Here is a 21,766-nt window from a genome sequence, read left to right as displayed (position 1 = left end):
ATGAACATATTTGATCACTACCGCCAGCGCTACGACGCTGCCAAGGATGAAGAATTCACTCTGCAGGAATTCCTTACTATCTGTCAGCAGGATCGCAACGCTTATGCGAACGCGGCTGAACGATTGTTAACGGCTATCGGTGAGCCTGTAATGGTGGATACCGCCCAAGAATCACGAATGTCACGCCTCTTTTCGAACCGGGTAATTGCTCGCTACCCTGCTTTTGAAGAATTTTACGGTATGGAAGAGGCCATCGAACAAATTGTCTCTTACCTGAAACACGCGGCGCAGGGGTTGGAAGAGAAGAAACAGATTCTGTATCTGCTGGGGCCGGTCGGCGGCGGGAAATCCTCTCTGGCCGAACGTCTGAAAGCGCTGATGCAGCGCGTACCGATTTACATTCTCAGCGCTAATGGTGAACGCAGCCCGGTGAATGACCACCCACTTTGCCTGTTCAATCCGCAGGAAGATGCCGCGATACTCGAAAAAGAGTATGCCATTCCACGGCGCTATCTCGGCACCATTATGTCGCCGTGGGCGGCTAAACGCCTTCAGGAGTTCGGCGGCGACATTTCCAAATTCAGAGTCGTCAAAGTATGGCCGTCAATTCTGGCGCAAGTCGGGATCGCGAAAACCGAACCCGGTGATGAGAACAATCAGGACATTTCAGCGCTGGTCGGTAAAGTCGATATCCGCAAGCTGGAACACTTTGCCCAGAACGATCCTGATGCCTACGGTTACTCCGGTGCTTTGTGCCGCGCCAACCAGGGCATTATGGAATTCGTCGAGATGTTCAAAGCGCCAATCAAGGTGCTCCACCCATTGTTGACCGCCACACAGGAAGGCAACTATAACGGGACAGAGGGCATTGCCGCCCTGCCGTTCAACGGGATTATTCTGGCGCACTCCAACGAATCCGAGTGGGTACAGTTCCGTAACAACAAGAATAATGAAGCGTTTCTCGACCGCGTGTATATCGTAAAGGTGCCGTACTGCCTGCGCGTATCCGAAGAGGTCAAGATTTACGACAAGTTGCTGAATCACAGTGAGTTGACGCATGCGCCTTGCGCGCCCGGCACGCTGGAAACATTGGCCCGCTTCTCCATTTTGTCACGCCTGAAAGACCCGGAAAACTCCAGCATCTACTCCAAAATGCGGGTTTACGACGGGGAAAGCCTGAAAGATACCGATCCGAAGGCGAAGTCCTATCAGGAGTATCGCGACTATGCGGGCGTAGATGAAGGGATGAACGGCCTATCGACCCGCTTTGCGTTCAAAATTCTGTCGCGCGTGTTTAACTTTGATCACAGCGAAGTTGCGGCTAACCCGGTACACCTGTTCTACGTGCTGGAACAGCAGATCGAACGCGAGCAGTTCCCACAGGAGTTAGCGGAGAAGTATCTGGAACACCTGAAAGGCTATCTGACACCGAAATACGCCGAGTTTATCGGTAAAGAGATCCAGACCGCTTATCTCGAATCCTATTCCGAATACGGACAGAATATTTTTGACCGCTATGTTACCTATGCGGATTTCTGGATTCAGGATCAGGAGTACCGTGACCCGGATACCGGCCAGTTGTTTGACCGTGAATCGTTAAACGCCGAGTTAGAAAAGATCGAGAAGCCTGCGGGGATCAGTAACCCGAAAGACTTCCGTAACGAGATCGTCAACTTTGTCCTGCGCGCTCGTGCCAACAATAGCGGCCGGAATCCAAACTGGACCAGTTATGAGAAACTGCGCACGGTTATTGAGAAGAAGATGTTCTCCAATACGGAAGAACTGCTGCCTGTGATCTCGTTTAATACCAAAACCTCAACGGATGAACAGAAAAAACATGATGACTTCGTCGATCGCATGATGGAGAAAGGCTATACCCGGAAACAGGTACGTTTGCTGTGCGAATGGTATCTGCGGGTGAGGAAATCATCATAATGATGCACGATGCTGGCAACAGCGTTTGGGGGAAACATGGCCTATTTTATTGACCGGCGACTGAACGGCAAAAACAAAAGCACGGTTAACCGCCAGCGCTTTTTGCGTCGCTATAAGTCGCAAATAAAACAGTCGATTTCCGAGGCCATTAATAAGCGTTCGGTGACCGACATCGAAAGCGGGGAGTCGGTATCGATCCCCAATGCTGACATCAACGAACCGATGTTCCATCAGGGGCGTGGTGGGCGCCGCCACCGCGTCCATCCAGGCAACGATCACTTTGTACAAAACGACAAAATCGAGCGGCCACAAGGAGGTGGCGGCGGTGGCTCCGGTCAGGGGGAGGCCAGTAAAGACGGTGAAGGCGAGGATGAATTTGTCTTTCAGATCTCCAAAGATGAATATCTGGACCTGCTGTTTGAAGATCTCGCCCTGCCGAATCTGAAGAAGACCCAGCATCGGCAGATGACCGAGTACAAAACGCACCGCGCCGGGTACACCGCTAACGGTGTTCCTGCCAATATCAGCGTGGTGCGGTCGTTACAAAACTCGCTGGCGCGCCGTATGGCGATGACGGCGGGCAAACGGCGCACGCTGCACGAACTGGAAGAGTCACTGGAACAACTGGCGCATACCGAACCGGCACAATTGCTGGAAGAGGAACGGCTGAAGCAGGAGATTGCGGAACTGCGCCAGAAAATTGCCCGCGTGCCGTTTATCGATACGTTTGACCTGCGCTACAAAAACTACGAGCGTCGGGCTGAGCCGTCGAGCCAGGCCGTGATGTTCTGTCTCATGGACGTGTCCGGCTCGATGGATCAGGCGACAAAAGACATGGCGAAACGCTTTTATATTCTGCTGTATCTGTTTCTCAGCAGAAATTATAAAAACGTGGACGTTGTCTACATTCGCCACCACACACAGGCAAAAGAGGTCGATGAACAAGAGTTCTTCTACTCTCAGGAAACCGGCGGCACAATTGTTTCCAGTGCGTTAAAGTTGATGGAGGACGTGATGCGGGAGCGTTACGATCCCTCGCAGTGGAATATTTACGCGGCGCAGGCCTCCGATGGCGATAACTGGGCGGATGATTCGCCGCTGTGCCATCAGATTTTGGCCAACCAACTTCTGCCGATGGTGCGCTACTATAGCTACATTGAAATCACCCGGCGTTCACACCAGACACTGTGGCGTGAATATGAAAACCTGCGCGACACATTCGATAATTTTGCCATGCAGCATATTCGCGATCAGGATGATATCTATCCGGTCTTCCGTGAACTTTTCCGTAAACAAACCGTAGGACATTAGCGCCTCACCATTCAACCAGTTAGCAGTTAACCGCTAACTGGTTGATTCCTTTCCCACCTGGTTTATCGCTTTCCTCGTGACGTTGTCACAAAGATAACGCTTTCTTTCCATCACGGTGCGCATTACCCTGTCGCCCCCGTAAAACGTAGATTACTGATTGTGTTATGCAACGCTTTGTTTTGATTTTACTGACGTTGGTTCTACTCGGCCCTCTGGGCATTGATATCTATTTACCGCTCATTCCTGCTATTGCTGTGGCGTTGAATAGCCCTGAATCGCTGATTCAGTCCACCGTCGCGCTGTTTATTCTCGTTATGGGATTAGGCCAGCTTCTGGCAGGGCCGCTGGTTGATAAATATGGTCGCCGCCCTATGGCACTGGCTGGTGTGCTGCTCTATCTCATCGGTGCGATCATGGCTGCACTGGCTACCAGCGCCACGCTCTTCATCCTTTCACGCCTTTTCCAGGGAATGGCCGTCTGTTGCACCGCGGTTGCTATTTTCAGCAGCGTGCGTGACAAACTGAACGGCGATGATGCCGCCAGAACCTATGGTTTTCTTAACGGCACGCTGAACATTGTACCAGCGCTAGCGCCGCTTTTGGGCGGGTTATTGGCTGAGGCCTTCGGCTGGCGTGCGCCCTTCTGGTTCCTCGCAGGCTACAGCATTCTGGTTCTGGCACTCGTTATCCGTTTTCTCCCCGAAACGCGCCCGGACTCAACCTTACCTGTAAAGGGTTTACCGCTACGTCAATATATACGTCTGTTATCCGATCGCCACTTTCTGGGGTTTGCTTCGGTCAATGCAGGAGCCATGGGGATGGCGCTCACTTATGTCACCTTCTCCCCCGTGGTGTTGATGAATCAGGCACAGCTCACGCCCCTTGAGTTTTCTCTTGCCTTTGGCGCGAACGGTTTTTGGATCATGCTGGTTAGCTTCTTCGCGAATCGGATTATCCGCAAAATCGGTCGACCGCGGTGTCTTACCGTTGGTAGCTTGCTGATGGGGGCGGGTTTTCTTTCCCTGCTTGGCGGCGTCGTTTTCCTCCCAGAATTGATGCAAAACACCTGGCCGACCTACATGCTGCCCGTGGCGCTGGCCTGTGCCGGTCTGGCATTTTTGATCGGGCCATCCACCAGCTATGCGCTGGAACCGTATTCCAATGAGGCGGGGATTGCATCAGCGATGGTCGGGTTTGTACAGATGGCGGGCGGCGCGGCGCTGGGGCTGATTGCAATGGCACTCCCTTTGCCGTCAAAAATATCACTGGCACTGGTGATGCTGTGTGCCGCCCTGCTGGCGATCCGCGCCCGCCTGCTCACGCGGCACTGTAAGGGCAGCATGACAGCTCTGCCCCGCTCGTAGTTCGACACACAGAATACGAATGCTCTAGCGAGTATAGCGAGACACGGATAAATCATCGGCTTCAATCTCCGGTGCTTTATCCGACAGAATATCCGCCAGTAATTTCCCTGAGCCGCAGGCCATCGTCCAGCCCAGCGTGCCATGCCCGGTATTCAGATACAGATTCTTCAGCGGTGAACGCCCCACCAACGGCGTACCGTCTGGCGTCATCGGACGCAGCCCCGTCCAGAATGTGGCTTGCTCAATCGGCCCGCAATGCGGATACAGATCGCGTACGACCATTTCCAGCGTCTCACGCCGTTTGGGGTTCAGCTTGGTATTGAACCCTACCACTTCAGCCATGCCTCCGACGCGAATGCGGCGATCAAAGCGGGTAATTGCGACTTTGTAGGTTTCGTCCAGCACGGTAGAAACTGGCGCAGAAGCATCATCCGTCAATGGAATCGTCAGTGAATATCCCTTCAGCGGATAGACCGGAATGTCGAACCACTGGCGCAGTAACGCCGTTGAATAGGAACCGCAGGCCATGACATAGGCATCCGCCACCATCATGTCGTCGTCGCACTGCACGCCCGTAACATTTTGCCCCTCCACCCGTAATTGACGGACGTTACGCCCCAGTTTAAACGTGACGCCAGCCTCAGCAGCCATCGCCGCCAACTGGCGAGTGAACAAGTGGCAATCCCCCGTTTCATCATGCGGTAAGCGCAGCCCGCCGGTCAGTTTCTCTGCCACCTTCGCCAACGCAGGTTCAACGCGGGTCAGCTCATGACGAGACAGTAGTTGATAAGGCACCCCCGCCTCTTTCAGCACCACAATATCCCGTGTTGCATTGTCATATTGCTGTTCTGTACGGAACAGTTGCAACGTTCCGCCCTGCCGACCTTCGTACTGGATCCCCGTGTCCTGTCGCAGTTGTTGCAGGCAGTCACGGCTGTATTCCGCCAGCCGCACCATCCGGGCTTTATTGGTTTTATAGTGGCATGCATCACAGTTGAGCAACATTTGCCACATCCAGCAAAGCTGTGTCGCCGTAAAATCCGGCCGGATAGCCAGCGGCGCATGGCGCTGAAACATCCATTTTATCGCTTTCAGCGGTATGCCCGGCGCAGCCCAAGGAGCGGCATAGCCGGGGGAAATTTGTCCGGCATTCCCCGCACTGGTTTCCAAGCCGGGTTCCGGTTGCCTGTCAATCACGGTGACATCATGCCCTGCCTGTACAAGATACCAGGCGGTACTCACTCCCACTACGCCACTTCCCAGAATCACAACCCGCATGCGACCACTCTCCCTTTTACTCCGTTCTCGACGCTTTGCCTCTCCCCATTTTCTTTTAAGCACCCCGTGCGTTGCCTTTCCTGCAACACGAATTATTTAAGGGCTAATACGCTGGAAGAATGCTTATTTCTTGGGGTAAAACACTGGATAAAAGATAAAAAACAAGCCTACTCTACCATCTGGCAAGAAATTGTCATCCGCCATAGCGATAGCATTTCGCTATTGCTGCTATCTGCCAATTTATTGCGCCAAGCCACCGTTTTTTCATCACTTTTATCAAATTGAGCTACGATTAATTATGCCTGTGCGATTGCGTGCAGGTTGATCACGTAGGGGGCGCGCTGATGGCTATATCGACGGATAATCAGGTAAAAAAAACACTTCGCCTGAGTGATGGACCGGACTGGACGTTTGAGTTATTACAGGTCTACCTCGATGAAATTGATCGGGTGGCGAAACTGTATCGTCTGGAAACCTATCCTCATCAGATCGAGGTGATCACCTCAGAACAAATGATGGATGCCTATTCTAGTATAGGCATGCCGATCAACTATGCCCACTGGTCGTTCGGGAAGAAGTTTATCGAAACCGAACAGCGTTATAAGCACGGGCAGCAGGGGCTGGCGTACGAAATTGTCATCAATTCCGATCCCTGTATCGCGTACTTGATGGAAGAGAACACGCTACCAATGCAGGCGCTGGTCATGGCACATGCCTGCTACGGACACAACTCCTTCTTCAAAGGTAACTACCTGTTCCGCAGTTGGACCGACGCCAGCTCTATTGTCGATTACCTGCTGTTTGCCCGGCAATATATTGCACAATGTGAAGAGCGTTATGGCGTGGACGAGGTGGAGCGTCTGTTAGATTCCTGCCATGCGCTGATGAATTACGGCGTTGATCGCTATAAACGCCCGCAAAAGATTTCGCTTGAAGAGGAAAAATCCCGCCAGAAAAGCCGTGAGGCTTATCTGCAAAGTCAGGTTAACGACCTCTGGAAGACATTACCACGGCGCGAACAGGGTGCCGCACCAGAGCAAGCGAGGCGCTTTCCGCAAGAACCGCAGGAAAACCTGCTCTATTTCATGGAGAAAAATGCCCCGTTGCTGGAGCCATGGCAGCGTGAGGTGCTACGCATCGTGCGTAAAGTCAGCCAATACTTCTATCCACAGAAGCAGACTCAGGTGATGAATGAGGGGTGGGCCACCTTCTGGCACTACACCATTCTGAACCATCTCTATGATGAAGGTAGGGTATCCGAGCGCTTCATGCTGGAATTCCTGCACAGCCATACCAATGTGATTTATCAGCCGCCGTATAACAGCCCGTATTACAGCGGAATCAACCCGTATGCGCTGGGTTTCGCCATGTTTCAGGACATCAAGCGCATTTGTCAGTCGCCAACGGAAGAAGATCGCTACTGGTTCCCCGATATCGCGGGTAAAGACTGGCTCGACACGCTGCATTTTGCGATGCAAAACTTCAAGGACGAGAGCTTCATCAGTCAGTTCCTGTCGCCTAAACTGATGCGTGATTTCCGGCTATTTACGGTATTGGACGATGACCGAAATAATTATCTGGAAATTGCCGCCATTCATGATGAAGAAGGCTATCGATTGATTCGGCAGGAACTGTCGGCACAGTACAATCTGAGCCATCTGGAGCCGAACATTCAGGTCTGGAATGTAGATTTACGCGGCAATCGGGCGTTGACGCTGCGCTATGTTCCGCATAACCGCGCCCCACTCGATAAAAGTAGCCAGGAAGTCTTAAAGCACGTCCATCGCCTGTGGGGGTTTGACGTCTATCTGGAACAGGCTAACGCGGATGGCAGTGTTGAACTGCTGGAACGCTGCCCGCCGCGCAACGGGGCAACATCCACATAGCAAAACGTGGCTACGCCAATAAAAGCGACGTTAATCATGACAAAGGGGATTCAGGCAGCAACCTGAATCCCCTTTTCGCATTTTCACAATGAAACGAAACCGTATGAACCTTAGCGGCGAACTTCCGCGATATCACGCGGGATGGCGCTTTGCATACTGTGCCAGATCGCCCCGCTTTCTTTACCGTAATGCCTGACGACGTCCATCACCTGATCGTATAGCTCTTCGCTGCGCAATGTTTCCAAACGACCATAAAAATTCACCGCCAGCTTGCGGGCTTCCGGGTTGGAAAAATAGTAGCGCCCGACGCGGATGTATAGCCCTTTAAGGCCGTTCAGGATCAAACCATAAATCGGATTGCCAGAAGCAAAAGCCAGACCACGGAACACATTGTAGTCAAGCTGCGCAAAGGCTTCTGCGCTATCGTCCACCGCGCTGGTTTGAGTCAGTACATCACGCACCTTTTCCGGGTTATGGCGTAATGCCGTCCGAATAAAGATGGCGGCAATGTTGGTACGCACAGCCAGCAGGTTATCGATCAATTGCGGCACGCTATCGTGGTCGAGCCGAGCCAGCGTTTCCAAAATATTCAGCCCGGACGTTTCCCAAAAATTGTTAATCTTGGTCGGTTTCCCGTGCTGTATCGTCAGCCAGCCATCGCGGGCTAAGCGCTGAAGCACCTCACGCAGGGTCGTACGGGTCACGCCAATCAGTTCGGAAAGCTCTCTCTCAGCGGGCAAAATAGAGCCTGGAGGAAAGCGGTTATTCCATATACTTTCGATAATATATTCTTCCGCGAATCCAGCCGGACTTTGCGCCTTTATAACCATGTGTTTGATAATCCGTAGCGGTGATTGCCGAAAAAAGCCAAATCATAATACCAGACGAAAGAATCATGATATAGCGCTGCACTCAGGCACCGAACAATTTCAATGAAAAATTGTGACGGCAAACCGCCCGATTACGGCGCAGGACGGCAGACGTCTGACAGTTTGTAAAGTTTTTACGATATGATGAAAATCATCAACCTATTCTAACGAATTAAGGAGTCTCTTCCCATTATGATCGGCATGCCCCGGCCTCGGCCCCTCGTGATGACGCTGGTCGGTTTGCTCTGCGTGGAGTTTACGCTGGAGCCATTCACCGATTTTTGCTGAATAACCACGGGGTTTCTTTGCCAGACTTGATCATATCGGGCAGTCACTCATAATCACGATCGTGTATAGTAGTCATGACAGCGACTATTTTCGGCTTGATGACGTGATCAAGACGCTTTTTTTGTCGCGGTAAAATGATAGAAAAGTATCAAATAAACATATTGTTACGTTTTGCACAGTGAAATGATGGCAGTGAAGCCAGAACGGTTTACACTGCTGCTTTAATCATGTTTAGCATGGAATATTTTTATGTTGCGATTTCTTAATCGTTGCTCACGCGGGCGTGGGGCGTGGCTGCTGCTGGCGTTTACTGCTTTAGCGTTGGAATTGACGGCGCTCTATTTCCAACACGTTATGCTCTTAAAACCGTGCGTGCTATGTATCTACCAGCGCTGTGCGCTGTGGGGCGTGTTTGCAGCAGGTATTGTTGGTGCCATCGCACCATCAACCCCGCTGCGTTACCCCGCTATCGCGCTGTGGATATACAGTTCTTACGAAGGCGTTAGGTTGGCATGGAAACACACGGATATTTTGTTAAACCCGTCGCCATTCAATACCTGTGACTTCTTTGTCAGCTTCCCGTCCTGGTTACCTTTAGACAAATGGCTCCCGGCCATTTTCAATGCGACAGGTGATTGTTCAGAGCGTCAGTGGTCATTTCTTTCAATGGAAATGCCGCAATGGTTGCTGGGTATCTTCGCGGCTTACCTGCTGATTGCCGTATTGGTGGTGATCGCGCAGCCTTTGCGTCCTAAACGCCGCGATCTCTTCAGCCGTTAATGATATACCAGAAGCCCGACAAGATTGTCGGGCTTCTGGTAACCGCTCCTACACCTCACAGGTTTGCGTCACTCGTCACTGCTGTGGTCTGTAGATATCGCGATAATGGACTAATCGTTCATTGAAAAAGGGTCTTTTTTCCAGCGGGATCCTGCGTGATATTTCATCTGCGTCGATCTTTTTTTCCTGACTTTCCATGAAAGCAATCGTGGAGGCAGCAAAGTCGGTGTACTGCTCGCTGTACTCAAGAATAATTTTCTCAAAATTAATCACATTCTCTCCTCCTCTGCTGGTTATGCTGCTTTAAAATTATACAACACGTCACGATTTATGCCGGAGATGACGGCATGATTCGCACAAGGAAAAAGAAAAATGTGAAGTGACGTGCAAAAAGCAGATGCGCGTTCCAGTTTTGGCAGTCACGCGCGACGTTCTCTGGCTCAACGAGGTGTACATCATCCCCCTTCTGAGTGAATCAGATTGAGGGACTTCTTGTTTCGACCAGACCATCGCACCAGCAAACAATCACTACCGCGCCCACTCGGGTTTGTTCAGAATATGATCCTGCCAGTCCACGACTTCAGTCTCCCGCACGGCAATGTGCCGCACGGAGATGCGTTCGCGGTGCATTGCCGTCTTGGTGCCGCAGACCAACGGGTGCCACTGCGGTAAATCTTCACGCTCATGAATCAGGCGATAAGCACAGGTCGCGGGTAGCCAGTTAAATGTCAGCAGATTTTCGCGCGTCAGCTTGATGCAGTCCGGCTCGTACTCAAAACGTTTCTCATAGTTACGGCACTGGCAACTTTTAATATTCAGTTGATTGCAGGCGACGTTGGTAAAGTAGATTTCCTCCGTATCCTCATCAATCAGTTTATGCAAACAGCACTGACCGCAGCCATCGCACAGCGACTCCCATTCATCGTCAGACATCTCAGACAACGTTTTTTGCTGCCAAAAAGGGCGTTCAGTCATTTTTCTTCCGGTTACTTTGTATTGTGAATAAAGATATGTGATTCTGGCAGGCTGCGGCGGGGAGATTTTGCTGCCCGCCATGCAACACGGGCAGCCGGCGGGGTGCTAGATAATACGCGTGCTCAACGTCCGGTCATTCACGGTAATCGTCAGCATATCGCCTGACAGGATCGGACCGACCCCTTTTGGCGTACCCGTTAAAATAATATCGCCCGCGCGCAACGTAAAGAAACGGCTCATATAAGCAATCAGCGGCAGAATCGGCGTAATCATATCACGCGTGTTGCCCTGCTGGCGTACTTCATCATTCACTTTTACGCCCAGATCGGTTTGTTGCGGATCGCCAAACTCGGCAACCGGAATAAAACCGGAGATCGGGCAGGAACCGTCAAACGCTTTGGCTTTCTCCCACGGCTGCCCCGCCTTTTTGAAGTCGGACTGCAAATCACGCAGCGTCAGATCCAGCGCCACACCATAACCCGCAATCGCACGGGCCACGCGTTCTTCATTCGCCTGTTTTAACGGCGTACCGATCAGCACAGCCAGTTCAACTTCATGGTGAACCGAACCCAGGTTTTTGGGTATGGCGACGGGCTGGCGTAAATCACACAGTGCGGTTTCAGGTTTGATGAATAACACTGGCTCGCTCGGAGTCGCATTGCCCATTTCTTTGATGTGTTCTGAGTAGTTGCTCCCGACGCAAACGACTTTATTTACGGGAAAATCAAGCAACGCGCCCTGCCAGTCTCTGTGTTGATACATGGGTATTCTCCTGCCCTGTCTGTTGGATTATCGCCGCCTTCACGGTGCAAACATGCCTAAAAGGAAAGCTGCTATATAAGAACACGATGGTGCAAAACCATCGTTATATCATCGCAACGGGGGTTCCCCCAACAGATTTCAGGAGCGCGAGCTTGGGGATCGGATGATAGGGAAAGGCATTCCACCCGGCCAAAAATGGAAACAATTAAATGACAACGAAGGAAAACTCAAAAAATGAATATTTATCGCGCGGAATATCATGTAAAAGACCGGGATATTCCACGCCAAATTATGTTTTCGGCTTTATCTGAAAGTACGCTCTGGTATTATTTTTTTACACTTATACAGCGGTGTTTAATAAGCTTTCGACCGGCGGGGGCACTTGCAGATAAAATCCCTGTTCCTGTAGCGCAAGTTTCACTTTTTCTATATCGGCATTCGCCAGTTTTTTACGTCCATCCAACGGTAAAACCATCGCCAACTGCGGTGTGCCAAAACTTTTCATTAATTCTTCCGGCACGCGTGAGAAATCGTCTTTTTTTTCAACATAAAGATAGGTCTGATCGCGTTTAGCGCTTCGATAGATCACACAAAACATTTTTTTTACTCTATTTGATGGGAATGCCATCTTGCCTGTATATAATTGTGACTATAACATGCTTACAGCGCTCTGGAATATCATGCCTTAAATGTTACTCCAGGGATTAAAAGATGCTGAAACTGAGTCAGGATAGATGTCACAAACGCCAATAGAGTTAAAAGGCAGCAGCTTTACCTTATCGGTTGTTCATTTGCATGATCCCCAACCCGAGGTAATTTATCAGGCACTACAGGAAAAAATAGAGCAAGCGCCTGCTTTCCTGAAAAATGCCCCCGTTGTCATTAACGTTGCCGCCTTAACCGCGGAAACTGACTGGATAAAATTGCAGCAGGCTATTTCATCAACCGGCTTGCATGTCGTTGGCGTCAGTGGGTGCAACGACGATGCATTAAAGAAAGCCATTGTGCAGGCGGGGCTTCCCCTTCTGAACGAAGGTAAGGCACAACGCCGGGTTGTCGAACCCGTCGCCGCCGTTCCTGCCGCGGTGAAAACGAAAGTCATCAACACCCCCGTTCGCTCCGGCCAACAGATTTACGCCCGGAATTGTGACTTAATCGTCATGAGCAGCGTCAGCGCAGGGGCTGAGGTGATTGCCGATGGCAATATTCATATTTACGGCATGATGCGCGGCCGTGCCCTCGCAGGCGTTTCTGGCGATGTTCAGAGCCAGATATTCTGTACGCATCTGGCCGCAGAACTGGTCTCTATCGCGGGCCGTTACTGGCTAAGCGACCAGATACCTGAACCGTATTTTGGGCAACCAGCACGGCTCAACTTGAACCTGCTGGACAATGTTTTAACGATAAAACCTCTAGACTAGAATCTCCCAAGGAAACATTTATGGCACGCATCATTGTTGTTACATCGGGTAAAGGGGGCGTTGGCAAGACCACATCAAGCGCCGCCATTGCTACCGGTTTAGCCCAGAAAGGAAAAAAGACGGTTGTCATCGATTTTGACATTGGTCTGCGTAACCTCGATTTGATCATGGGATGTGAACGTCGCGTGGTGTACGACTTTGTGAACGTTATTCAGGGTGATGCCACGCTGAATCAGGCGCTGATCAAAGATAAGAGAACCGACAATCTCTACATTCTGCCTGCTTCACAAACGCGTGACAAAGACGCACTAACGCATGAAGGCGTTGAAAAAGTGCTCAACGACCTGGGCGAGATGGAATTTGATTTTATCGTGTGTGATTCGCCAGCCGGGATTGAAACTGGCGCGCTGATGGCGCTCTATTTCGCCGACGAAGCGATTATTACCACCAACCCGGAAGTCTCTTCCGTGCGCGACTCCGACCGTATTCTGGGCATTCTGTCTTCGAAATCCCGTCGTGCGGAGCGTTCAGAAGATCCGATCAAAGAGCATCTGCTGTTGACGCGCTACAACCCAGGCCGCGTCAGCCGTGGCGATATGCTGAGCATGGAAGACGTTCTCGAGATCCTGCGGATCCCGCTGGTTGGCGTGATCCCTGAGGACCAATCCGTACTCCGCGCCTCTAACCAGGGCGAACCCGTCATTCTGGATACTGAAGCCGATGCAGGTAAAGCCTACGCAGATACCGTTGAACGTCTGCTTGGCGAAGATCGTCCTTTCCGTTTTGTTGAAGAAGAGAAGAAGGGTTTCCTTAAACGACTTTTTGGGGGATAAATTATGGCTTTACTGGACTTCTTTCTGTCCCGCAAAAAAACGACAGCCAATATTGCCAAGGAACGGCTACAAATTATTGTCGCGGAGCGACGTCGTGGGGACAGTGAACCCCATTATCTGCCGCAATTAAAGCGGGATATTCTTGAGGTTATCTGTAAATATGTACAGATTGACCCTGAGATGGTGACCGTTCAGCTTGAACAAAAAGGAGATGATATTTCCGTGCTTGAGTTGAACGTTACATTACCGGAAGCGGAAGAAACGCCTAAATGATTTTTCTGCTGTGATATCCCCTGTTTTACGCAGGGGATGTCTACTCGTTATACATTCAAAGAATTGCGTTACGTCAGTTCAGGGAAATTCCTTACTTTCCATTCCACCGTTCTAAGATTTAAATTATTCAGAATTGACTGTGTATTTAACCAGTATTTTATTTCTGTTTTCCTGCCCTATTCTTATCCCCCTATTTGCTGCTTTTTCCATGACGGGATCATCACAACAAATAAGGCATATTGATAAGAGTCGTTTACCGGTGATTAATAGCTCTGCACGATTTCACGCAGCTCATCACCATATAACTGGCCGCGCCAGCCAGACAACATTTCCGGCATTCCTGCGTCTCGCCCACTTAATTTCCAGTGCCAGTTTAGCAGACGATTAATTTGACGACGTGATGCCAATAGCTCGGCAGATAATCCGCTTTGTTCACTCGCACGCTGTACCAGCGCTTTGATCTCTTTAAACGCTTTTTTATAACCGGGATAGTCGACCAAATTAATCACTGGCGGCGGGCAATCTGCGTCAGCGATGCCATTCGTCTGCGCAACACAGTCGAGCAGCGTTTTGCCGTGGTAGCGAATTTCCGGGCCACTTAACCCCAGCGAACTCAGTTCTCCCAGTGACGTCGGCAGACAACGCGCCATCTGCAATAGGTTCTCTTCACGTACGACAAAATTCACCGCACTGTCTCGCTCACGCGCCTTACGCAAGCGCCACTCCGCCAGACGCTGAAGGCAAGCCAGATTTCTGCCTTTCAACTGCCAGGCGTTGCTGAATTCACGATAAGCCAGAGACGGTGCCAAAATATCTTGTTTACGTTGGCAAAGCAGGAGACATTCGTCCAACGCCGCGTTCATCCACCCAGCGGCTTCCGTATCTGCCACCAGTTGGGCAGCCATCGGCAATAAATAGAACACATCGGCGGCGGCGTAATCACACTGTTTTTCGCTCAACGGACGGGCAAGCCAGTCCGTTCTCGACTCGCTTTTATCCAGCGTCACGCCCAGGTAGTCGGCCACCAGCGCGGCGAAACCATAGGAAAGCGGTTTGCCCAGAAATGCGGCCAGAATCTGTGTATCGATAAAAGGCGTCGGTAGTGTGCCAAATGCGTTGAGGAACACTTCCAGATCTTCACTGCTCGCGTGCAGGAATTTTGTGACCTGTTCATCACGCAGCAATGCCTGAAAGGGTGCCCAGTCGGTAATCGTTAGCGGATCGATAAGTGAAAGCTGTTCACCATCATACAATTGAATCAACCCTAACTGTGGGTAATACGTACGGGTTCTAACGAACTCCGTGTCCAATGCCACTCGCGGAAAACGTCGCGCCTGAGAGCAAACCTGTTGTAACCCGATGTCGGAAGTGATCAACTGATAATTCAAAACGTCATTCTCTTGGTTGTTTTTACTTTACGGTTCTAGGTCAAATCCGTATCGCCATAAAAAAGAACGCCGGATAAACCGGCGTGAAAACATCATATCGCGTCCTGCCATTCTCTGGCAGTCGTTTTTCGCGGAAAATCGTCAGGCGGCAGCGTCTTTCTTCACCGTCTTCTCATCGCGTAATTCACGGCGCAGGATTTTACCCACGTTGGATTTTGGTAAATCATCGCAGAATTCGATCTCTTTCGGCACTTTGTAACCAGTAAGATTGCGGCGACAATGCGTGATAAGTTCCTCTTTGGTTAACGAATTATCCCGCTTGACCACAAAGGCTTTTACCGCCTCGCCGGATATCTCATTCTCCACCCCAACCACCGCGGATTCGGACACTTTGGGATGACGGCTGATAACATCTTCAATTTCCGTCGGATAGACGTTAAAGCCGGACACCAGAATCATGTCTTTCTTGCGATCGATCACCTTCAGGAAGCCTTCATCGTCAGCCGTGACAATGTCACCGGTCACCAACCAGCCGTCTTTTAATACCTCATCCGTGGCGGCAGGCTGCTGCCAGTAACCTAACATCACCTGTGGCCCGCGTACCCACAGTTCACCGGATTCTCCCGGCCCTGCGTCGTTGCCGTTATCGTCAATGATTCTGACATCCGTTGACGGCACAGGTAACCCGATGCTGCCGCTGTAATGTTTAAGATCATAGGGGTTGACGGCAACCAGTGGGGAACTTTCTGTTAACCCATATCCTTCAAGCAGATGCTTACCCGTCAATTTTTCCCAGCGTTCCGCTACCGCCCGCTGCACGGACGCACCGCCCCCCACGGATAATCGCAACGTTGAGAAATCGAGTTCATGAAACTCTTTATTATTTAACAACGCATTAAACAGCGTATTGACACCCGTAATCGCAGTAAAAGGATACTGCTTCAGCTCTTTTACTACTGCGGGAATATCTCGGGGGTTAGTGATCAACAGATTCTGGCCGCCCAGCTCAAAGAACAACAGGCAGTTAGCCGTTAAGGCAAAAATATGGTACAGCGGCAACGCCGTGACAACTAACTCATTACCTTCTTGCAGAACGGCACCGTATGCCCCTTTACACTGCTCAAGATTCGCCAGCATATTGCGGTGCGTGAGCATCGCGCCTTTAGCAACGCCCGTGGTGCCGCCGGTATATTGTAGAAACGCCAAATCGGTATTGATGATATCGGGGCGAATATACTGCTGACGTCGCCCTTCCTGCAAAACACGACGAAATGATATCGCATCCGGCAGATGATACTTAGGCACCAGTCGCTTAATGTATTTCACTACGAAGTTAACCAGTGTGCCTTTTGCCGTGGATAGCTGGTCGCCCATGCGGGTCAGGATAACGTGCTTCACCGCCGTGTTATGGACGATCTTTTCCAGCGTATGGGCGAAGTTGGACACAATAACAATCGTGCTGACACCGCTGTCTTTTAGCTGGTGCTCTAACTCACGCGGCGTATAGAGCGGGTTGACGTTGACGACCACCATCCCTGCTCGCAACACGCCAAACAGCGCAACGGGATATTGCAGCAAATTAGGCATCATCAACGCCACGCGATCGCCTTTCTGCAATTTAAGCTGGTTTTGCAGATAGGCCGCAAACGCCCGACTGCGCTCCTCCAGCTTACGAAACGTCATCACCTCACCCATGTTGATAAATGCAGGCCGATCGGCATAACGCCTTACGCCATTCTCAAACATGTCAATCAATGACGAATAGCGATCTGGATCGATTTCCGCCGGTACATCCACCGGATAACGTGATAACCAAATTTTTTCCAAGACGTCACTCCTGAGATATTTTTTTAGTGGCATCATCGTCGCCCTCAAAGGCATATTGTTATTAACATTATTTTAACTCAGCCTACCAGTTAACTAACAAACAATGTTAAGGTTGCGAGGGCGATCACTAATTTATTCTTGATGCAAAAAAAATCAGGCAACCTGCGTCGCCTGATCTCTTCACGCCGAACGAAATAATTTTATTCTGTCACGACATTCTCAATCCGCGCCGGACCAGGCCAACCGCCGTCAAATCCCCAGCCTGGCCCCCAGCCATAACCGTAACCCGCACGCCATCCCCATGGGCCATAGCCGCCGGGCGGCATCATCAGACGCTGTACCACATTCCAGCGCTTGTAGCCTTGCGCGTCGATCACGACATAACGATAAGGTTTATCACCGATAGCGCCCTGTTCGGTGCCGACAATCGGGCCAACAACCGTCACCAGTTGATCTTTAAAATCAACAGGTTCCAGAAAACGATTCACATAGGCAATAAAGCGTCCTTCGGAGGGCATGTCCAACAGCGGTTTCGCACCGCTATCCAACGGCATGCTGGCAATCTCCAGACGGGTTTTATTCACTTCATTGCGGATGCTGATTACCCGTCCACCAAAACGCGATTCCTGACCGACATAAACCTGCGGGGCAGCCATCACTCGCACCAGATCGTCCTGCGGCGTGGGCGACGTGCCTTTAATCGCATCAGGCACCGTCACACAGCCTGATAGCAACGCTGTCGCAGCCACCACACAGAGGCGAATTTTTTTCTGATTCATACGCATGCTTTTTATTTGTACGAACATGGCACACCCCCTCTTCAGATATCTGATCGTTAGACTGCTCAGCATCGAATAAGTTGCTGTTTATCCGCGTAATACTTCACACCGAATGTGCACGCTGATTATTCGCGTCCGGGCAATTTTTTCCAGGTTACTTCATTACGCAGGTAGCGCGGTTGCGCATTCTCGACGCTAACCGCTTTTCCTGCTTGCCAGAGCCGACAAGCCAGCGGCAGCATGTCCTGTGCCTGTGGCAACAGAATCTCGCCTTTCGTTAATACGAGTGAGGAAGGATTGACCAGATCAGGGTACGTTTCCCATCCGGTTCCGACCATGGCCCATTCACCTGACAACCCGGCGCTTAACGCCTGTACCTGTTCAGGTTTTAAGACGGCTTCCTCAGATTCCCCCTGCCAACCGCCGTCAGCATCACGCTGGTAGCAGCCCCAGTACACTTCCCCCATCCGCGCATCAATGGCCGCGAGCACTCGTGTGGCCTGTGTCAGGCGGAAAGCCCCCTGCGCCATCGCCGCCAGTGACGATACGCCAAGCAGCGGTAAATCCGCGCCGAGCGCCAGACCTTGCGCAATCCCGATACCAATACGCACGCCGGTAAAACTCCCCGGCCCCTGACCGAAAGCCAGCGCATCAAGATCCTTGAGTGTCAGCCCGCTGTCAGCCAGCACCTGCTGCACCATCGGCAGAATACGTTGTGTGTGTTCACGGGGACAAATGTCGAACAGGGAATGAATTTCGCCTTCATTCCAGAGTGCAACGGAACAGGCTTCCGTTGCGGTATCAAGCGCTAGAATTCGCGTAGACATGCCAACCTCAGGCAGGATAAATAAATCTTAACAACCCGTATCATAGCATAAGCCCCTGTCGTGCCGCAGCCCTTCCCGCCAACGGGAAGGCTATACGTTAATCAGCAGTCGGGGATGATGTATTACGTGTCAGGAAATTAATCGCTTGCCGAATATCGCGGGTACGTGGCGTCGGCGGCAAGCTGTTAAGGAAGACGGCACCATACGGGCGCATCACTAACCGATTATCGCAAATCACAATCACACCGCGATCCTCAACATCGCGGATCAGGCGACCCACACCTTGCTTCAGGGTGATCACCGCATCGGGCACCTGCACATCGTCGAAAGGCTCACCACCGCGCAAGCGACAATCTTCTATCCGCGCCTTAAGCAGCGGATCGTCCGGTGACGTAAACGGCAGTTTATCGATAATGACGCAGGAGAGCGTATCGCCACGCACATCCACCCCTTCCCAGAAGCTGCTGGTCGCCACCAGTAACGCGTTTCCCGCTGACACAAATTGCGACAGCAACTGCGCCTTGCCAGTTTCCCCCTGCAACAGCACCGGTAGCGTCAGCATGGCGCGGAATTCCGCGGCTAAATCACGCATCATCTGGTGCGAGGTACACAGCATAAAGCAGCGTCCCTGATTCGCTTCAATCAGCGGGCGCAGCATCGTCGCCAGCTTTTTCGCCGCACCGGGGCGATTCGTTTCCGGCAAATGACGCGGGACGCAGAGCAGTGCCTGATTGGCATAATCGAACGGGCTGGGCAAGAGAAGCGTGTTGGCGTTATCCAACCCCAGCCTATCGGTGAAGTGGAAGAGTTGATCGTTAACAGACAGGGTCGCGGAGGTAAACACCCAAGCCGCAGGCTTCTCTTTTATCAGTTCACGGAAGCGATCGGAGACGGACAGCGGTGTCAGCGCCAAGACGAAATGACGCGAATTACATTCGTACCAATAGCTGTATCCCGGCTGTTGAACGTCCTTCAGTCGCTTCAGCCGATTGCGATAGAGCGTGGCACGCTCAAAAGCTGCATCCAGCAGCGCAGAACGCCCAAGCGACAGTTTCGCAACGTCGTAACACAGCTCCAGCGCATCATCCAGCAGCACCAGTGCACGCTGAAGCGACGGTTGTTCCAGCACATCGCGCAGATTGCCGCGAAATCCCGGATCGCCCAGCGCCAGCCGAAAATCCTGCGTACTTTGCGTCAGACGATCGGCGCTTTTTTGTAATTGCGCGGCATCCCGCACTTCGGTGCGGTAGGCAATAATGATGTCTTTTGCCAGATCCAACAGTTGGCGGCTGGATAGCTGTTGGCCGAAATACTGGCTGGCGATATCGGGGATCTGATGCGCTTCATCGAAAATCACCACGTCACTTTCCGGGATCAGCTCCGCAAAACCGGTCTCTTTCACCACCATATCCGCCAGATAAAGATGGTGGTTGACCACCACGATATCAGCATCCATCGCCTTGCGACGTGCTTTCACCACAAAGCATTCTTTATAATTCGGGCAGTCGCTGCCCAGACAATTATCGTTCGTGCTGGTCACTAACGGCCAGATCGCGCTGTCTTCCGCGACGCCCGCACAGGTCGTCACATCGCCCTCCGTCGTTTCTGACGACCAGCCGCGCAGCCTGACCAGTTCGCTCAGCGTTTCGGCGGGTAAATCACCGCCGCCCAGCGACTGCTGTTCGAGCCGTTCCAGACAAAGATAGTTTGAGCGGCCTTTCAGTAGCGCGAGTTTACCTTTGTACTTCAGCGCCTGCGCAATCGTGGGTAAATCACGGCTATAAAGCTGATCCTGTAGCGCTTTCGAGCCGGTCGAAATAATCACTTTTTTATCCGAGCGCAAGGCTGGTGCAAGGTAGGCATAGGTTTTACCAGTTCCGGTTCCCGCTTCCACCACCAGCGCCGTTTTCTCATCAATGGCCCGCATGACCGCCTGCGCCATCTGCCGCTGTGGTTCGCGAGGTTTAAAACCCGTTATAGCTTTCGCCAGCGCGCCGTCATTAGCAAAATCATCGATTACCCGATCGTTCGTCACGCCCGCTCTCTTTATCAAAGGAATTATGTAGAGTAAATCTGTAGGCCCCTAACCGCTTCAGGCCGTGGCAAAATATCGCGCTGATTATGCCAAGAGTCACTCACCGCTACCACCCTAAATCAGGAAAGCGGGCCGCTGCCCTCTGTGTTAGGCTGGGCGATTCGATAGTTATTATCCCTACAATGGAGAAATTTCCTCTCATGGCGATCACTCGTATTAATCCTGAAGCCCGCTGGTCAGATGCCGTTATCCACAACAACACGCTTTATTACACCAGTGTGCCGGAGAATCTGGATGATGGCGCACAGGCGCAGACGGAAAACGCGCTGGGCGCGCTGGATGCGATCCTGCAACAGGCAGGAACGGATAAGAGCAAGCTGTTGGACGTAACGATTTTTCTCGCCGACGCCGATGATTTTGCTGCGATGAACGCCGCGTGGGATGCCTGGGTGGTGGCTGGCAGCGCGCCAGTACGCTGCACCGTGCAGGCCAAGCTGATGCATCCAAAATATAAAGTCGAAATAAAAGCGATTGCCGCGATATAAGCCATCGTTTTCCGCACTAACAACCTGAAGTATGACGGGTATCGGGGGAGGCGCGGTTACTGCTCTTCCTCTTCGTCACCATCGTCAAAATGGTGTTCATCGTCGCTGTCATTAACGGTGTCGTCATCTTCGTCAAACATGACCGTGACGGTGTCACCTTTGTGGCCCTGACGGATTTCCGCCGCAACCTGCGCTATCGCCTGGCCGCTGCTCATGCCCTCAGACATCAGTTCCTGAATACGCTCTACGGCATCTTGCTGCTGCTTGTGCGTCAGCGCGGGCATACCTGCAATCATGATAATTTCCTGGTTGATAAATTCGTACGTATCATCGCATGCGCCCTTCGAGATACACCAGCATTTCTGCTTTGTGGTACGCTGTGGTCAGTAA

Annotated in this window: 21 protein-coding genes; 9 read left to right on the top strand and 12 right to left on the bottom strand. The window is 51.6% G+C overall.

Translation table 11 applies throughout. The features are described 5' to 3' along the window. The 3 genes from yeaG to OI69_RS00960 all read left to right on the top strand — a co-directional run bounded on the left by yeaG (nucleotide 1) and on the right by OI69_RS00960 (nucleotide 4,610). Nucleotides 1-1,935, top strand: a complete 1,935-nt coding sequence (yeaG, locus tag OI69_RS00970; RefSeq protein ID WP_039344852.1) for a protein kinase YeaG — start codon at nucleotides 1-3, stop codon at nucleotides 1,933-1,935. 36 nt (nucleotides 1,936-1,971) lie between these two features. Continuing rightward, nucleotides 1,972-3,246 (top strand): YeaH/YhbH family protein, encoded by a 1,275-nt coding sequence (locus tag OI69_RS00965; protein WP_039345203.1) that lies wholly within the window; start codon nucleotides 1,972-1,974, stop codon nucleotides 3,244-3,246. 164 nt (nucleotides 3,247-3,410) lie between these two features. After that, nucleotides 3,411-4,610 carry a multidrug effflux MFS transporter gene (locus OI69_RS00960; protein WP_039344848.1) on the top strand — a complete coding sequence of 400 codons (1,200 nt, stop codon included), beginning with the start codon at nucleotides 3,411-3,413 and terminating at the stop codon, nucleotides 4,608-4,610. Between the two features lie 24 nt (nucleotides 4,611-4,634). Here OI69_RS00960 and OI69_RS00955 read toward each other — a convergent pair whose 3' ends face one another. Next, the gene (locus tag OI69_RS00955) at nucleotides 4,635-5,951 is read right to left on the bottom strand and encodes a D-amino acid dehydrogenase (RefSeq protein ID WP_072034239.1); all 1,317 of its coding nucleotides are present in this window, start codon (nucleotides 5,949-5,951) and stop codon (nucleotides 4,635-4,637) included. 281 nt (nucleotides 5,952-6,232) lie between these two features. Here OI69_RS00955 and OI69_RS00950 point away from each other — a divergent pair, with 281 nt between their 5' ends. Next, nucleotides 6,233-7,774 (top strand): SpoVR family protein, encoded by a 1,542-nt coding sequence (locus OI69_RS00950; protein ID WP_039344843.1) that lies wholly within the window; start codon nucleotides 6,233-6,235, stop codon nucleotides 7,772-7,774. A gap of 110 nt (nucleotides 7,775-7,884) precedes the next feature. On the opposite strand, the gene fadR is transcribed toward OI69_RS00950, so the two are convergent. Next, nucleotides 7,885-8,604 carry a fatty acid metabolism transcriptional regulator FadR gene (fadR, locus tag OI69_RS00945; RefSeq protein WP_039344840.1) on the bottom strand — a complete coding sequence of 240 codons (720 nt, stop codon included), beginning with the start codon at nucleotides 8,602-8,604 and terminating at the stop codon, nucleotides 7,885-7,887. A gap of 576 nt (nucleotides 8,605-9,180) precedes the next feature. On the opposite strand from fadR, the gene dsbB reads away from it, so the two are divergent. Beyond that, nucleotides 9,181-9,711 (top strand): disulfide bond formation protein DsbB, encoded by a 531-nt coding sequence (gene dsbB, locus OI69_RS00940; RefSeq protein WP_039344837.1) that lies wholly within the window; start codon nucleotides 9,181-9,183, stop codon nucleotides 9,709-9,711. A gap of 75 nt (nucleotides 9,712-9,786) precedes the next feature. On the opposite strand, the gene OI69_RS00935 is transcribed toward dsbB, so the two are convergent. The 4 genes from OI69_RS00935 to OI69_RS00920 form a co-directional block, all read right to left on the bottom strand. Continuing rightward, nucleotides 9,787-9,984 (bottom strand): DNA polymerase III subunit theta, encoded by a 198-nt coding sequence (locus OI69_RS00935; protein ID WP_039344834.1) that lies wholly within the window; start codon nucleotides 9,982-9,984, stop codon nucleotides 9,787-9,789. Nucleotides 9,985-10,239: 255 nt separating this feature from the next. Continuing rightward, a complete protein-coding gene (locus tag OI69_RS00930) occupies nucleotides 10,240-10,686 on the bottom strand; it encodes a YcgN family cysteine cluster protein (RefSeq protein WP_015840178.1) in 447 nt (148 codons plus the stop codon). A 105-nt stretch (nucleotides 10,687-10,791) separates the two neighbouring features. After that, nucleotides 10,792-11,448 (bottom strand): fumarylacetoacetate hydrolase family protein, encoded by a 657-nt coding sequence (locus OI69_RS00925; RefSeq protein WP_010295272.1) that lies wholly within the window; start codon nucleotides 11,446-11,448, stop codon nucleotides 10,792-10,794. A 340-nt stretch (nucleotides 11,449-11,788) separates the two neighbouring features. Next, nucleotides 11,789-12,046: a YcgL domain-containing protein gene (locus tag OI69_RS00920; protein WP_039344827.1), complete on the bottom strand. Its 258-nt coding sequence runs from the start codon at nucleotides 12,044-12,046 to the stop codon at nucleotides 11,789-11,791. 136 nt (nucleotides 12,047-12,182) lie between these two features. On the opposite strand from OI69_RS00920, the gene minC reads away from it, so the two are divergent. Genes minC through minE form a run of 3 tightly spaced genes read left to right on the top strand, consistent with a single transcriptional unit; the run spans nucleotide 12,183 to nucleotide 13,975 of the window. Next, the gene (gene minC / locus OI69_RS00915) at nucleotides 12,183-12,869 is read left to right on the top strand and encodes a septum site-determining protein MinC (protein WP_039344824.1); all 687 of its coding nucleotides are present in this window, start codon (nucleotides 12,183-12,185) and stop codon (nucleotides 12,867-12,869) included. 20 nt (nucleotides 12,870-12,889) lie between these two features. Then, complete coding sequence (minD, locus tag OI69_RS00910) at nucleotides 12,890-13,702, top strand: septum site-determining protein MinD (RefSeq protein WP_039344821.1); 813 nt, start codon at nucleotides 12,890-12,892, stop codon at nucleotides 13,700-13,702. A gap of 3 nt (nucleotides 13,703-13,705) precedes the next feature. Next, on the top strand, nucleotides 13,706-13,975 hold the full coding sequence (minE, locus tag OI69_RS00905; RefSeq protein WP_015840174.1) for a cell division topological specificity factor MinE: 270 nt from the start codon (nucleotides 13,706-13,708) through the stop codon (nucleotides 13,973-13,975). Between the two features lie 263 nt (nucleotides 13,976-14,238). On the opposite strand, the gene rnd is transcribed toward minE, so the two are convergent. The 5 genes from rnd to OI69_RS00880 all read right to left on the bottom strand — a co-directional run bounded on the left by rnd (nucleotide 14,239) and on the right by OI69_RS00880 (nucleotide 20,831). Next, complete coding sequence (gene rnd, locus OI69_RS00900) at nucleotides 14,239-15,363, bottom strand: ribonuclease D (protein ID WP_039344818.1); 1,125 nt, start codon at nucleotides 15,361-15,363, stop codon at nucleotides 14,239-14,241. A gap of 141 nt (nucleotides 15,364-15,504) precedes the next feature. Then, nucleotides 15,505-17,190: a long-chain-fatty-acid--CoA ligase FadD gene (gene fadD / locus OI69_RS00895; protein ID WP_154715504.1), complete on the bottom strand. Its 1,686-nt coding sequence runs from the start codon at nucleotides 17,188-17,190 to the stop codon at nucleotides 15,505-15,507. A 200-nt stretch (nucleotides 17,191-17,390) separates the two neighbouring features. Further along, complete coding sequence (locus OI69_RS00890; protein ID WP_039344812.1) at nucleotides 17,391-17,996, bottom strand: Slp family lipoprotein; 606 nt, start codon at nucleotides 17,994-17,996, stop codon at nucleotides 17,391-17,393. Nucleotides 17,997-18,094: 98 nt separating this feature from the next. Then, a complete protein-coding gene (gene tsaB, locus OI69_RS00885; RefSeq protein WP_039344809.1) occupies nucleotides 18,095-18,796 on the bottom strand; it encodes a tRNA (adenosine(37)-N6)-threonylcarbamoyltransferase complex dimerization subunit type 1 TsaB in 702 nt (233 codons plus the stop codon). A gap of 97 nt (nucleotides 18,797-18,893) precedes the next feature. After that, nucleotides 18,894-20,831 carry an ATP-dependent DNA helicase gene (locus tag OI69_RS00880; RefSeq protein WP_039344806.1) on the bottom strand — a complete coding sequence of 646 codons (1,938 nt, stop codon included), beginning with the start codon at nucleotides 20,829-20,831 and terminating at the stop codon, nucleotides 18,894-18,896. 200 nt (nucleotides 20,832-21,031) lie between these two features. On the opposite strand from OI69_RS00880, the gene OI69_RS00875 reads away from it, so the two are divergent. Next, nucleotides 21,032-21,376 carry a RidA family protein gene (locus OI69_RS00875; RefSeq protein WP_039344802.1) on the top strand — a complete coding sequence of 115 codons (345 nt, stop codon included), beginning with the start codon at nucleotides 21,032-21,034 and terminating at the stop codon, nucleotides 21,374-21,376. Nucleotides 21,377-21,432: 56 nt separating this feature from the next. Here OI69_RS00875 and OI69_RS00870 read toward each other — a convergent pair whose 3' ends face one another. Continuing rightward, nucleotides 21,433-21,672: a YoaH family protein gene (locus tag OI69_RS00870; protein ID WP_039344799.1), complete on the bottom strand. Its 240-nt coding sequence runs from the start codon at nucleotides 21,670-21,672 to the stop codon at nucleotides 21,433-21,435. Nucleotides 21,673-21,766 lie beyond the last annotated feature (94 nt).

The organism is Pectobacterium fontis, assembly GCF_000803215.1.
GTDB lineage: Bacteria > Pseudomonadota > Gammaproteobacteria > Enterobacterales > Enterobacteriaceae > Pectobacterium > Pectobacterium fontis.
Note: the sequence above shows the minus strand (reverse complement) of the source record. Positions and strands in the feature narration are given on the sequence as shown.